Origin of the sequence: Streptosporangium sp. NBC_01639, assembly GCF_045209755.1 — a bacterium.
Taxonomy (GTDB): domain Bacteria; phylum Actinomycetota; class Actinomycetes; order Streptosporangiales; family Streptosporangiaceae; genus Streptosporangium.
Genome location: NZ_CP109272.1, coordinates 6,421,242 through 6,434,396, shown reverse-complemented (window position 1 = coordinate 6,434,396; position 13,155 = coordinate 6,421,242). Strand labels below are relative to the sequence as shown.

Annotated in this window: 11 protein-coding genes; 2 read left to right on the top strand and 9 right to left on the bottom strand. The window is 69.7% G+C overall.

Features of this window, described 5'->3' with window-relative positions; genetic code table 11:
* Window positions 1-69 precede the first annotated feature (69 nt).
* Genes OHA77_RS29190 through OHA77_RS29180 form a run of 3 tightly spaced genes read right to left on the bottom strand, consistent with a single transcriptional unit; the run spans window position 70 to window position 2,055 of the window.
* Complete coding sequence (locus OHA77_RS29190) at window positions 70-672, bottom strand: response regulator transcription factor (RefSeq protein ID WP_326824986.1); 603 nt, start codon at window positions 670-672, stop codon at window positions 70-72.
* A gap of 19 nt (window positions 673-691) precedes the next feature.
* Window positions 692-1,810: a sensor histidine kinase gene (locus OHA77_RS29185; protein WP_406319890.1), complete on the bottom strand. Its 1,119-nt coding sequence runs from the start codon at window positions 1,808-1,810 to the stop codon at window positions 692-694.
* 26 nt (window positions 1,811-1,836) lie between these two features.
* Complete coding sequence (locus tag OHA77_RS29180) at window positions 1,837-2,055, bottom strand: hypothetical protein (RefSeq protein ID WP_406312597.1); 219 nt, start codon at window positions 2,053-2,055, stop codon at window positions 1,837-1,839.
* A 162-nt stretch (window positions 2,056-2,217) separates the two neighbouring features.
* Between OHA77_RS29180 and OHA77_RS29175 the strand changes: the two genes are divergently transcribed.
* Complete coding sequence (locus OHA77_RS29175; RefSeq protein WP_406319889.1) at window positions 2,218-3,102, top strand: ABC transporter ATP-binding protein; 885 nt, start codon at window positions 2,218-2,220, stop codon at window positions 3,100-3,102.
* 37 nt (window positions 3,103-3,139) lie between these two features.
* Window positions 3,140-3,859, top strand: coding sequence for an ABC transporter permease (locus OHA77_RS29170; protein ID WP_406312596.1), 720 nt, complete (start codon window positions 3,140-3,142; stop codon window positions 3,857-3,859).
* Between the two features lie 60 nt (window positions 3,860-3,919).
* Here the strand turns inward: OHA77_RS29170 and OHA77_RS29165 are convergent, their stop codons facing one another.
* The 6 genes from OHA77_RS29165 to OHA77_RS29140 form a co-directional block, all read right to left on the bottom strand.
* Complete coding sequence (locus OHA77_RS29165; protein WP_406312595.1) at window positions 3,920-5,116, bottom strand: M20 family metallopeptidase; 1,197 nt, start codon at window positions 5,114-5,116, stop codon at window positions 3,920-3,922.
* A 115-nt stretch (window positions 5,117-5,231) separates the two neighbouring features.
* Window positions 5,232-6,392, bottom strand: coding sequence for an amidohydrolase family protein (locus tag OHA77_RS29160; RefSeq protein WP_406312594.1), 1,161 nt, complete (start codon window positions 6,390-6,392; stop codon window positions 5,232-5,234).
* Between the two features lie 446 nt (window positions 6,393-6,838).
* Window positions 6,839-6,985: a hypothetical protein gene (locus OHA77_RS29155; protein WP_406312593.1), complete on the bottom strand. Its 147-nt coding sequence runs from the start codon at window positions 6,983-6,985 to the stop codon at window positions 6,839-6,841.
* A gap of 29 nt (window positions 6,986-7,014) precedes the next feature.
* Complete coding sequence (locus tag OHA77_RS29150) at window positions 7,015-7,662, bottom strand: response regulator transcription factor (protein ID WP_326824991.1); 648 nt, start codon at window positions 7,660-7,662, stop codon at window positions 7,015-7,017.
* Window positions 7,647-8,894: a histidine kinase gene (locus OHA77_RS29145; RefSeq protein WP_406312592.1), complete on the bottom strand. Its 1,248-nt coding sequence runs from the start codon at window positions 8,892-8,894 to the stop codon at window positions 7,647-7,649. Before OHA77_RS29145 ends, OHA77_RS29150 begins: the two co-directional genes overlap by 16 nt.
* 400 nt (window positions 8,895-9,294) lie before the next feature.
* Window positions 9,295-13,128: a S8 family peptidase gene (locus OHA77_RS29140; RefSeq protein WP_406312591.1), complete on the bottom strand. Its 3,834-nt coding sequence runs from the start codon at window positions 13,126-13,128 to the stop codon at window positions 9,295-9,297.
* Between the last annotated feature and the right edge of the window lie 27 nt (window positions 13,129-13,155).

Here is a 13,155-nt window from a genome sequence, read left to right as displayed (position 1 = left end):
TCGATGCCAACGCCTGGTCAGGCGGCCCGACGTTCATTCGCGCGGGACGTCGTCCCCCGTCGTCGGCGCTCACAGCCAGTCGTGTTCACGCGCGTACCGCGCCGCTTCGTGCCGGGTCCTGGTCTGGGTCTTCTGCATCGCATTCGAGAGGTAGTTGCGCACCGTGCCCGCTGCCAGGTGGAGTCGGGTGGCGATGTCGGCGACCGAATAGCCTTCGCCGGTCACCCGCAGCACATCGATCTCGCGGTCGGTGAGCGGGCAGTCGTCGACGACGGCGAGCGCGGAGACATCCGGGTCGATCCATCGCTTGCCCTCGTGCAGGGTTTTGATGACCGAAACGATGTGCGCCGGTTCCGCGGACTTGCTGACGAAGCCCTGGACTCCGAGCTTCAGCGCCTTGCGCAGCACTCCGGGCCTGGCATGGCGGGTCAGCATGAGGATCACCTGCTCCGGCCGCGCACGGCGGATCTCCGCGACGGCGCCGAGTCCATCCATACCGGGCATCTCCAGATCGATGACGAGCACATCGGGCAGGTGCCGCAGCGTGGCCCGGACGGCCGCCGCACCCTCTTCTGCTTCGGCGAGCACGGTGATCTCGCCCTCCAGTGGGAGCAACGACGCCAACGCCTTGCGGAGGAGCACCTCGTCGTCGGCGAGCACCACGGTGGTCATCGGTCGTCCTTCCCGCTTTTCAGAGAGCAGCGTCTGACCGACCGTGCGGGAATGCCGCAGCCGTCAGGAAACGCCCGTCTTTCTGCTCCACCGTCAGCTCGCCTCCGTTGCCCACCACTCGTTCCCTGAGCGTAGCGAGCCCCCGCAGTTCGGGAAGCGGAGCCTCCCGCACGCCGTCGTTGACGATGGCGATGCCCGACTCCGAGAGGGTGATGCGCACCTGCTCGGCCTGTGCGTGCCGCAGGATGTTGGTCGTCGTCTCCCGCAGTACCTGGCCGAGCAGCTCGCCTGCGCGCGCGTCAACCTCGGCCGTACGGTCGACGCGTACGCGGATGCCCGCGGCCTCGAAGAGGTTCTTCGCGTTCTCCAGTTCCGCGGACAGGTTGAGCCGCCGCTGCGCGTAGGCGAGCTCCTTGGTCTGGGTGATGGTGTCGCTGACCAAGGCATGCACCTCGCGCAGTTCCTGCTCCACTCGTTCGGTGTCGCTGTGCACCAGCTTCTGGGCCAGCGCGATCTTCAGCTTCACCACATGCAGCGTGTGGCCCTGGATATCGTGCAGATCACTGGCGAAACGCATGCGCTCCCGGATGACGGCCAGCTCCGCGTCGCGTTCTCGTGCCTCCTCCAGCTCCGCGACGAGGCCGTAGAACCTCTGGTTGGGGAACATAAAGCCGGTCAGCACCGCTGTGACGCCCGCGGGGACGATGACGTATGCGATCAGAACATCGGAGACGTCTTCCTGTGTGACCAGCAGTCTCGCCGCACCTGCCACGGCGACGTAGGCGATCAGCCCCAGGGCTGCCGCGCTCCGGTGGCGCGGCAGCTGGGGGACGGCGAGGGAGCCCACGATCGAAATGCCGTAGAACGCCGTGTCACTGCCCACCACCAGCGCTCCGAGGGCCCATACGGCCGCGGCGACGATCAGGCAGGGAAGTGCGACGCGGGAGATGTCACGCGCCGCCCACCGCACGAAGGCCACCAGGGCCGCGACCACGCCCAGGCTCAGGACTGCGACGTGCCACCAGGTCCGGGCATCGATCGCCACCAGCAGCGCCCCTACGGCAGCGAGCAGCGGGAGGAACATGGTGAGGTTGAGGCTGCGCAGCCGTCCCCGCGTCGCCTGGGTGTGCTCGGGCATCGTGTGCGCCGCTGCCCGGGTCAGCCTCACCGGTCCTCGCCCGGCCGCTGAGCCGTCAGGCTGAGCGGCGGGACCGCCGCGGCGCCCGCCGTGGTGAGGACCGCGGCTGTCCACGTCGGCCACCGGTTGTTCGCACCGTCAGGCAGGAGACCGGCGCCGGGGCGATGGCGGAGGAACGCTGCGCAGACCAGCAGGAAGACGGTCATGTCGACTGCCGGCAGCATGCGCAGGGGTTCGGTGTCCATGGGTGGCTCTCCGGAATCGAACAGCAGAGACTGCCCAGTATTCTTCCGGTTCCGTGGTGGCACCACTGACGCTGCGTCATACGTTCACCCGAGAAATGTCATGGCGAGGTCATGACGTGGTCGCACTGCCCGGTGAGCGCGGCGGCTGCTGAGATCGACGGCATGTCCTCGACACCGGTCATCGACGTTGAACGCCTGAACCTCTCCTACGGCGACTTCCCTGCCGTGAAGGACCTGTCCTTCCAGGTGCAGCGCGGGGAGCTCTACGCTCTGCTCGGCACGAACGGGGCGGGGAAGACCTCGACCCTGGAGACCGTCGAAGGCCACCGTACGGCCGACTCGGGCACCGTGCGGGTCTTCGGGCAGAGCCCACGCGACCGGCAGGCCGTGCGGCCCAGGATGGGCATCATGCTGCAGGACAGCGGGTTCTCCCCGGACCTGACGGTGCAGGAATCGGTCCGGCTGATCGGAAAGCTCACCCGGCGCACGGACACGGCCGAACGCGTGCTCGGCGTGGTGAATCTCACTCGCCAGGCCGGCACCAAGGTGTCCCGGCTCTCCGGCGGCGAGAAACGACGGCTGGACTTCGCCACCGCCGTGTACGGAACGCCTGAGCTGATCTTCCTGGACGAGCCCACCACCGGCTTGGACATCCAGTCCCGGGACGAGCTGTGGGACACCGTGGACAAGCTGCGCGAAGACGGCTGCACCGTCGTTCTCACCACGCACTACCTGGAAGAGGCGCAGCAGCACGCCGACCGCATCGGTCTCATGCACAGAGGCACCCTCTACCGGGAGGGGACCGTCTCCGAACTGACGCAGACCCTGCCGGCCGCCATCCGCTTCTCCCTTGCGGCCCCCGCACCGGTGCCACCGCTGCAGGCCACGCGCGAGAGTGACGGAACGTTCCTCATCGAGACCTTCGGCCTGCAGAAGGACCTGCACACCCTGCTCCGCTGGGCGCAGGACCACGCGGTGGAACTGCGGGAACTCCAAGCCGGACCGACCCGGCTCGACGACGTCTTCCGCGCCATCGGCAGCGACTAGCCCCGCTCCCGGAACTTTCCAAGAAAGGACCTTCGCCATGCTCTCGATCGCTCTCAGCGAGCTGGTCCAGATCTTCCGGAACCGGCTGGTTCTGGTCACCAGTCTCGTCATGCCCGCAGCGGTCAGCGCGTTGTTCATCTACCAGCACGAAATCTTCGCGGCCTTGGGCAGCCTCGGATACATCGCGGCGATAGTGATGTTCACCGTGGGGGCGTTCGGGCTCTACACCACCACGGTGACCACGCTGGCCGCACGCCGGCAGAACCTCTTCCTCAAGCGGCTGCGCTCCACCGCGGCGGGCGACACCGGCATCCTCTTCGGGCTGCTCCTCCCGATCACCGTCATCTCACTGGTCCAGGTGGCCGTGATCATGACCGTGCTGGCCGTGATCACCGGCGAGCCGGACAATATCCTCCTCCTGGCTGCGGCCGTCCTCTCGATGGTGATCATGATGCTCGGCCTGGGCCTGGCGACGGCGGGACTGACGAACTCCCCCGAACACGCCCAGGTGACCACGCTGCCCATCAGCGTCGGCACCATCCTCGTGGCCAGTTGGGTGGGGACCACCGGCACCGAGGAACTCACCCTGCTCAAACGGCTGCTTCCCGGCGGCTCGGCCACCGAACTGGTGGTCAACGCCTGGAACGGCGGCGTTCCCGTCACGGACTCCCTGGTTCTCCTGGTGCCCACACTGAGCTGGGTCGTCGTCGCCGTCGCGCTGGCCTCCCGGATCTTCCGCTGGGAGCCGCGCCGATGACGACTCTCGGCGTGGGTCATCCATGTCGAACACGCGAGCGCACCGGACCGGGACTCCGCGTCAGGGCACGCCGGTGCCGCCGATCACGTGCGCGGCGGCGAGGTAGGCGGCGAGCAGGCTCTCGGCGACCGCCGTCACGGCCTCGTCGTCAGGCAGGAACTCCGGAGTATGCAGGCCTGACGACGTGTCGACCCCCACGAACATCATCAGGGACGGTACGACCGAGGTGTAGCGGGCGAAGTCGTCGGCTCCGCAGGAACGCAGCGTGGCGGGGGCGTGGTGGCCGTACTCGGTGTCCAGCTCGGGTCCGGTGAGCCGGGCGAGCAGGTAGGCGGTCTCCTCGGCGAGGCGGGCGTCGTTGACGAGCACCGGCTCCCCTCGCGAGATGAGCACCTCCGCCTCGCAGCCGTGGGCGCGGGCGATCCCGTCGGCGATCACCCGGAGCCGTTCGTGGAGCTGGCCGCGCCAGGTCTCCGACATCGTGCGGAGGGTGCCCCGCACCACGGCGTCGGCGGGGGTGACGTTGGGGGCGGTGCCCGCGGTGACCGTGCCGAAGGTGACCACGGTCGGCGTCATCGGGTCGGAGTTGCGGCTGACGAGCTGCTGCGCGGCCACGATGACCTGGGCGACGGCCAGGACCGGGTCGCGGGAGAACTGGGGGTAGGCGGCGTGCCCGCTCTGCCCCCGGATGGTGAGGGTGAACTCGTCGGCGGAGGCGTTGACCGCGCCGGACGTGCAGGCCGTCTCACCGGCGCCGAGCACCGGCTGGACGTGTGCGGCGACCATCGCGCCGACCTGGAGCCGGTCGAGCGCGCCGGACTCGATGATGTCGAGGGCTCCGGAGGGGTGGGTCTCCTCACGCGGCTGCAGCACCGCGACCATCGGTGCGGGCGCGCCCACCCGGTCGACCGCCCTGGTCAGCGCCACCAGCGCGGCGAGGTGGACGTCATGGCCGCAGGCGTGCATGGCGCCGTTGCGCGCGGCCCACGAGACGCCCGTCCTCTCGGCGATCGGCAGGGCGTCCAGTTCCCCGCGTACGCCGACGGCCGGGCCGTCGCCGCCGACGCGCAGCAGCGCGCCGGTGCCGGCCACCTGCTCCAGCGCGGCGCCCTCGGGCAGCGCCTCCAGCACGCGTCTGAGCGTCGGCTCCTCCTTGCCGGAGACGCACGGTTCGGCGTGCAGTTCGCGGCGCAGGAGGTGGGCGGTGGGCAGTTCGGCACGGAGCGCGGCGTGGAGTCGCTCATGGACACCGTTCACGTGACCTCCCGGGCCCGGTCTCCACCGGGAACGCGGCCCCGGACGGAAGCGCCGTTCACGCGGCGTCCCCCGGGCCGGTCTCCACTCGGGACGCGGCCCCGGACGGAAGCGCCGTTCACGCGGCCTCCCCGAGGCCGTAGACCCGGCGGGCGTTCTCCGCGCCGATCATCGTGGCGACCCGTACGGCCTGCGCCTCACTCCACTCCCCGTCCGCGACGAAACCCGACAGGACACGGGTCATCGCGCGACGCCAGAGCAGAGCGCCGAGGTGGTGGAGTTCGGCGGGACCCCAGGCGTCCGAGGAGAAGAGGATCTTGGCGAACGGCGCCGTCTCCAGGCTCTCGGCCACGACGGCGGTGCTGCGCGCCCCGGTGTGGTTCACCGCCAGCCCGACGTCGAAGTGGACATGCGGATAGGCCTGCGCGAGGAACCCGGCGTTGCGGTGGAAGGGGTAGCAGTGCAGCAGGACGAAGGGGACGCCCCTGGGCTCGGCCAGCTCGATGAGACCGCGTAGCAGCAGCGGGTCGGAGCGGCGGAGGTCGACGTCGGGGTCGCCGTAGCCGGCGTGGAACTGCAGCGGCAGACCACGCTCGATCCCCTTCCAGATCAGGTGGCGCAGCAGCACCGGGTCGTCGACGCGGACCTTCTCGGCCTCCTCGGACCTCCACAGCCAGCGGTCGGCGGCCGCCGTCACCTCCGCCAGGGTGGGCGGGCCGGGCTCGAAGTCGAACCCGTGGCGGTAGGCGACGACGGTCTTCAGGCCGCGTGCCGTACGGCTGCGCTCCCACAGGGCCGTCTCGAAGGCTGCGGCGAACCCGGCGGCTTCGACCCCCTCGGCGGCGACCGCCTCTGCGACCGCCTCCAGCCGGACGATCTCGTCGGCGGGCCTGCCGGTGACGGCGGCCATCCGCGCCGGGTCGAGGATCTCGTCCCCCCGGTGGCCCGTCTCCACCAGGAAGTGGCCGACCCCGCCGGCGGTCAGCAGCCGCCTGTTGACCTCGTCGGCCCCGAGCCGGTTACGGCGGGCGAGGTAGGTGTCCGGTTCGGGGTGCGGGTCGAGGCCGAGCACGGGCGCGCAGTGGCGCAGGACGGCGAACCCGAGCTGGGAGTCGAAGAAGGTCATCCAGGAGGGCACCGGCCGGTCGGACTCGGTGATCATCTCCTCGAACTCCCGCCGCGACACATCCCCGGCCAGCGCGCCGTGAACATGGTGATCCACCAGCGCGATCGCCTCGACCGCCCGCTCCAGGGACTCACCCCGACGCGAGGAAGCCACCGTCTCCACCCGTTCCCCTCCCGATCCCCCGGCCCCGCCGCCGTCCCGGGCTTCCGGACATGTCCCCGACCCCGTCCTCCTACCCACCGACAGGTCACCGGCATCCGGTACGGCATGCCGGAGGCCTTTCCCGGACCGCCCTCGCCTGGGCCGGCGCCACCGGAAGACCCCGTACGGCGAAGTCATGAAAGCGTGAAGGGTGTTCGCCTCCCACGTCCGATGTCAGCTCTGTTCACCTCCAGGCTGCCAGGTTCCGGCCGGTCACCTCGCAGCGCCCCGTCAACGCCGGCGACCGGGTCACCCCCGACGGCCTGAGGTTAGCCGGTGGGTCCAGGGAAACACCGCCTACGCCGGATGGGAGCCGCCGAATGTCCCCGCTCGGTGGCGGCGCGTCTGATCCGACGGCGCCGCGTCACCCGTCGACGGGATGGGAGTCGATCGAGCGGTCAGGCCAGGCTCGCGAGCGCGACATCAAGACCGAGCAGGGGTGCGTGCGTGCGGGTTTGCGCCCACAGCGTCACGGCGGTAAGCCCGCCCGCACCGGCGAGTACGCTCGCCACGGCGATGGGGCGCGGGGGCCGGATCCTGCTCATCAGCCCAGGCTGGCCCCGTTTTCCGCACGTCAGGGATTGTTCAGGTAGGTGAGGACGGCGAGGACGCGGCGGTTGTTGGTGTCGTCATCGGTGATGCCGAGTTTGCCGAACAAAGAGGTGGTGTACTTGCTGATGGCGCTTTCGCTGAGGAAAAGCCGCTGGCCGATGGCCTGATTGGACAATCCCTCCGCCATGAGGCCGAGCACGGAGTGTTCGCGTTCGGTGAGCTGTCCGAGCCGTCGATTCGAAGACCCGCTGGACAGCAGTTTGGCGATGACGGCCGGGTCCATGGCGGTCCCGCCGTCGGCCACGCGTTCCAGGGCATCGACGAACTGGTCGGCGTCGAACACGCTGTCTTTAAGGAAATAGCCGATGCCACCGGAGCCGTCGGCCAGGAGTTCGCGGGCATACAGCTGTTCGACGTGCTGGGAAAGAATCAAGATCGGCAGTCCGGGAACCTCGCGGCGGGCGGCAAGAGCCGCCTGCAGGCCCTCATCCGACTGGGTCGGCGGCATGCGGACGTCGACGACGGCAACGTCCGGCCGCCAGGTCAGCAGCGCCTCCAGCGTCTCGGGTCCGGTGGTCGCCGTCGCCACCACCTGGTGCCCGTACGCCTGGAGGAGGCGGACCATCCCGTCGCGCAGGAGGTAGAGGTCTTCGGCTACAACGATTCGCATGGGACCATCATTCTCACACGGGTCGGACCGCCTGCCGGGCTGGTGATCTCCACGGTGCCGTCGAAGACCGCCAAGCGGCGGCGTAGCCCATCGAGCCCACCGCCGGCTCGCTCGTCGACCCCGCCCCGGCCGTTGTCTTCGACCTCCACGACGATGCCGGTGTCGTCCCGGGCGATGGAGATTCGTACTCGGGTCGCGTGGGCGTGCTTGGCCGCGTTGGTCAGCAGTTCGGCGATTCCGAAGTACATGGCGGACTCGATCGGCGGGTCCAGGCGTAACTGAAGGTCGGCGTCGACCATCGCTTCGAGCGGGCTGTCCAAGGCGAGAGCGCGGACGGCGTCAATGAGCCCTCGTTCGGTCAGCACCGGCGGGCTGATTCCCTTGACCAGGTCGCGCAGTTCGGTCAGTGACGTGGTGGCGCCGGCTCGCGCCTCCCGCATCAACGCCCTGGCCTGGTCGGGGTCGGTTTCCATCAGCTTCTCCGCGGTCGCCAACGACAGCCCGAGCGCGACGAGTCGGGCCTGCGCTCCATCGTGGAGGTCCCGCTCGATCCGGCGGATCTCGGCGGCCTGCGCGACCGTGGTATCGGCGCGCTGGGCCGTCAGCTCGTCGACCCGGTCGGCCATTGTCATCGCAGGCGACGGGCGCAGGAAACGGACAGCTACCGGCTCGAGGGACCGCCAGGTGTACGGGGCTCCGCCAATCGCCACGGCCAAGCCGAGCACTCCGATCAGGCGCGCGGGGAGCGCCGGCTGGGACAATCCGAGGACCGCCGCCGCGACTCCGGTGAGCGGGATCGCGCAGATCACTCCCGCGGTGACCGGTGCGATCGCGGTGAACCGCAGGTCCCGCCAGGTGGCGGGATCGCGCCACCTGGTTCGCCATTGCTGATCTAGGTGGGCGTCCCGGCTGGTGCGCTCGTAGGAGTAGCCGTTCCACCAGTACCCGGTTGACATCCGTGCCACTGGCCCGGCCTGCCGATATCCGGTGGGAATGACGGTGCCCGTCCACTTCGCGACGAGGGAGCGGACCGTCCGGCAGACCGGGCGGGACAGGGCGAGCGTGCCGATACACGCCCACATGAACGGCACTATCCCCGACCACGGGTCTCCGTCCCACCACCACATCCACAGCGCCACGGCGGCGGCCCACACGGCCGGAACCAGCATGGTGACGACCACCACGACGCACGCTCGCGCGAATCCCATGCCGGCGCTTGCCAGCTGCCTCATGATTCTCCTTATTCCATGACCCGACCGTGGACATCCGCGGGTTCCCGCGCTGTGCCGAACCGACCGAAAACGGTGTGGTGAGTCCACTGTGCAGCGCACGAAGCCCGATTCTCATCAGATCGGCGCTGAAGTAGGTCTAGACCCACCCAAACGTACGTCCAGGCACATACCGCCCCACCCGTGCCCTCCCCAACTTCGCGATCATCGCCATCGACAGCATCCCCGGCGCCCTCCCACCGTGGTTCGTCGCGATGCGGATCGCAGGTGCTCTCACCCGATCCTGACGCGGATGACCTGCGGCTTCACACGGGCCTGTACCCGCGCCCCGTGGCGCCCCGCAGACGAACGGCGCCATCCGCGGGGTGGTCCCGCGAATGGCGCCGACGTGCCGCTCTCCCACCTACCTCCGCTCGACCTTCCAAGCCTTGGTGACGGTCTGGTCGATCGTGTTGCCGGCGGAGTCGGTGGCCTGCACCCGCAGGGTCACGAACTCGCCCTTGCGTGGCGCCTTGGCCTCGTACCCGGCCGTCTTGCCGCCGTCGACCTTGCGGCTGCCCAGATCGGTCCACGTGACCCCATCGTCACCGCTGACCCAGGCGCGCACGTTGAACTTGTCCGATCCGCTGTATCCGCTCTGGTGGGCGGGGAGCAGCTTGATCGAGTACTCCGACCCGGCCCGGACCGAGTTGTTCGGGGTCAGCGCCACGTCGTAGTGCACGTCGACCATGGGCAGGACCTCGTTGCCCTCTTTGCCGTCCGCCCCCTGATTGTTGAATCGGACGGCGAACTCCCAGGCCGTACGGCTGGCCGTGGACAGCGGCCTGAGCGACTGCTTCGTGTCGAGCTCGATCCGGTACCGGCCGGGCGTCGTCGGCGTCTGCAGGGTGCAACTGCCGAGGTACGCCGTTTCGCAGAGCACGTTGCCGTCCTTCAGGAACCGGAGGTGCGTTTCCGGCCACTCAGGCACGTAGTGGTACCCACTGCCGATCCGGAGCGGGAGCAGGTCGAACGAGAGATAGCCATACCCCCATTGCGGGAACGACGACGCCGTCAGGCTCGGCACCTTGCCGGGCCCGGGCGCCATCGGCGCGGCGAAGTAGTCCTCGGTGACGCGGGCACCGGCCACGTAATCGGTCGAGCTCTCCTCGCGGAGCATGTTCGTCTGGCTGACGAACTGCCGGCGCACGCCCGGCGAGACGTACTCCGTGCGGGTGAACGGAGCGGCGACCTTGGTGACTGCCTTGATCATTTGGTTGGGAGTGATGCCGTCGACGTTGTACAGCATGCCAGGGGTGTCCGCGTGGTACCGGGCCGTGATGGTGGCCAGATCCTTCGGGCCCGTCTCGAAGACCGTGTCCGTCGGCATCTTGTCCTTGACGGTGAAGGACAGGTCGTACAGGTAAGGAGAGACCGGGGTCCCGCCGGTGGTCACGGTGGTCCGGCCCTTGGCGATGGTCGCGCCCAGGCGCTCGCCCTCGTCGTGGGTGAGCACCGCCACCGGCACCGTGGTCGGCTTCTCCACGGCGCGGCGGGCCGGCCCGTCCTCGGTCACGGCGACCAGCACCCCGGCCGCGCCTGCCGCCGCGGCGTCGGCCGCCGGCTGGTCGACCAGCGTGATCGGACCGAGTTCGTCTATGACGACGGTCGCGTCGATCAGCGCCAGCTTGCCCCGGACGCCGGCCGCGGCCAGCTCGGCCGGGCTGCCCTTGCCGGCGTCCACCACCTGGTACGACCCGGGTGACCGGAACGTGGCCGTGCATCGCAGGATAGCGGTGCAGGTGATGGAGGACTCCAGCGGATAGGCGGGATGCAGCTCGGGCGCCCGCGGGCCGGTGACCTTCATGGTCAGGGTGGGAGCGACCAGCGCCGTGCCGAATCCCATCGTGAAGGTGCCGGTGGTGGCCTTGGTCGTGCCGGGCAGCACGTAGACGTCGGCCGAGCCGGTGGCGCCGTAGAAACTCTGCCCGATCCGGCCGAATTCGTGGCCGGTCGTTCCGACGCGCCGGAGCCAGTTCACGGCCATCAGGTCGACCGGCTCGGTCGGCTGCCGGGTGGGGTATTTCACGCGCTGGGCCTTCCGCGCGTCGAACACCAGCTCCCGGGGGCCGTCCATGAGCAGTTCCGGCTCACCGGCGATGGTCTCCGACAGCTTGAAGACCGGCTCCTCGGCGGTCCAGTCCGAGATGTTGGTCATCAGCGCGTACCGGTGGCCGAGCACCAGCATCGGGTCGTAGCCGAGCCCGACGAAGTACGCCGAGCCCTTGTCGTACAGGCCGAGCCAATCCTGGCCGGTCTCCAGGTCCATCAGGCTCAGCAACGAGCAGCACGTGGTGTGCGCCGGGGCGCCGGTGCGGTCGATGCCGCGGACCTTCAACGGGGCACGCTTGGGGTCCTTGGTCCAGCCGAGCGTGGTCCGGACCACCGTGTCACCGGATCGGGCCTCAAGGAAGCCGTAGTAGGACCCGAGCTCCAGAGTCCCCGGGTCGACCGTGACCGTGACCGTGGCGGTGCCACCGGCCGGCACGTCCACCGCGGACGGGGTCACCGTGACCGCGTCGCCGGGCGTGAACGCGGTCGCCTGAAGCATCCGCTCGTCCATCTTGGTCAGCGTGAGACCGAGGGTGGCGTGCACGGCTTCGGCGCCGGTATTGCGCAGGGTCACCGTCTTGCCGGTCACCGGGTACGGATCTTTGATCATCCCCAGGTTCAGGGTGCCGGTCGCGGTCAGACCACCGGCTACGGCCTGAGCCAGGTCCATCATGCCGCCGCCCTCGCGGGTCACCTCGCCTTCCTTGCCCGGGTTGGCCGTGCTGACCAGCGCGTCCCGGATCTGCTCGCGGCTCCAGTCCGGATGCTGCTGCGCCAGCAGCGCGACGCCGCCGGCCACGTGCGGCGTGGCCATCGAGGTGCCCGACATCGACTGGTAGTCGCCGTCGTCGACGTCGTTTCCGAGTTTCGAGCCAGCCGCCCTGGCGGCGGCGATGTCCGCCCCTGGCGCGGTGATCTCCGGTTTGACCGCGTTGTCGCCCAGCCGCGGGCCCCAGCTGGAGAAGAAGCTGCGATCGTACGGGGCGGTCTTGTCCACGCTTCCCACGGTCAGCGCCTGGTCCGCGCTCCCCGGGCTGCCGATCCAGTACGGCGCGTAGGTGTCGCCGTCGTTGCCCGCCGCGACGACGAACAGCGCGCCGGTGGCCTCCGAGATCCGGTTGACCGCCTGCGACAGCGGGTCGGTCCCGTCGCTCGCCCGGCCGCCCAGGCTCATGTTGATCACCTTGGCGCCTTGGTTCGCCGTCCACTCCATGCCGGCGATGATCTCGGAGTCGTAGCCGGCGCCTCCGTCGTCGAGCACCTTCGCGACCACCAGCTCGGCATCCGGTGCGACGCCCCGGTACTTGCCGTCGGACGCCGCGCCGGACCCGGCTGCGATCGACGCGACGTGCGTGCCGTGCCCGTTGCCGTCAGCCGCGGAGGACACGCCGGTCACGAAGCTCTGCGACGCGGCGATCCGGCCGGCGAAGTCCGGGTGGTTCGAGTCGATGCCGGTGTCCACCACACCGATCTTCACGCCCTTGCCGGTCAGCCCCGCCGACCAGGCGGCAGGCGCGCCGGTCGCGGGCACGCTCACGTCCAGGGACGCCTTCGCCCGGCCGTCCAGCCAGACCTTCTGCGTGTCTCCGCCCTTGAGCGCCGCCCACGCGTCGGCCGTCTTGGTCTTGTCGACCGCGAGCGCTTGGCCCTTGACGCTGTTCAGCGTCCGCTTGCGGGACGTGCCCTTCGGCGCGGCGGGCACCGCGGCCCGCCCCTGCGCCGACGTGTCCTTGTAGGTGGCGATGACCGGCAACTGCTTGGTGTGCGCGTCGTCGTAGCCGTACTCGGCGAGCCTGGTCAGGTTGAACAGCTCGCGGTCCAGCTTGCCCGCGGCGATCTGGCGGATCGTGTCGCCGGTCAGCGCGTAGAGGCCACCGGACATCTGCTGGAAGGTGACGTCGCTCCGGGGGGCGACATCCTTGACGACCTCACCGATCGCGCTGCCGTCGGCCGCGGTCCGCAACCGGACCACGTCACCGGTCAGCAGGGTGAAGGTCTTCTCCTCCGGCGGCTTGGCGGCGGCCGAACTCGCAGGGGGCGACGGCGGCGTGGAGGCGGGGGGCACCGCAGCCGCGGCAGGCCCGGCGACCGCGGCCATCAACACGCCCGCTAAAACAACGGGCGCCCTGAAACGGAGAACGCGCATGGAAACCCTTTCGGTGCTTTGCATGAT

Excerpts from the sequence above, each read along its gene's own strand:
- OHA77_RS29190 (WP_326824986.1), bottom strand. The coding sequence starts at position 672 with ATGACCACCGTGGTGCTCGCCGACGACGAGGTGCTCCTCCGCAAGGCG.
- OHA77_RS29185 (WP_406319890.1), bottom strand. The coding sequence starts at position 1,810 with ATGCCCGAGCACACCCAGGCGACGCGGGGACGGCTGCGCAGCCTCAAC.
- OHA77_RS29180 (WP_406312597.1), bottom strand. The coding sequence starts at position 2,055 with ATGGACACCGAACCCCTGCGCATGCTGCCGGCAGTCGACATGACCGTC.
- OHA77_RS29175 (WP_406319889.1), top strand. The coding sequence starts at position 2,218 with ATGTCCTCGACACCGGTCATCGACGTTGAACGCCTGAACCTCTCCTAC.
- OHA77_RS29170 (WP_406312596.1), top strand. The coding sequence starts at position 3,140 with ATGCTCTCGATCGCTCTCAGCGAGCTGGTCCAGATCTTCCGGAACCGG.
- OHA77_RS29155 (WP_406312593.1), bottom strand. The coding sequence starts at position 6,985 with ATGAGCAGGATCCGGCCCCCGCGCCCCATCGCCGTGGCGAGCGTACTC.
- OHA77_RS29150 (WP_326824991.1), bottom strand. The coding sequence starts at position 7,662 with ATGCGAATCGTTGTAGCCGAAGACCTCTACCTCCTGCGCGACGGGATG.
- OHA77_RS29145 (WP_406312592.1), bottom strand. The coding sequence starts at position 8,894 with ATGAGGCAGCTGGCAAGCGCCGGCATGGGATTCGCGCGAGCGTGCGTC.
- OHA77_RS29140 (WP_406312591.1), bottom strand. The coding sequence starts at position 13,128 with ATGCGCGTTCTCCGTTTCAGGGCGCCCGTTGTTTTAGCGGGCGTGTTG.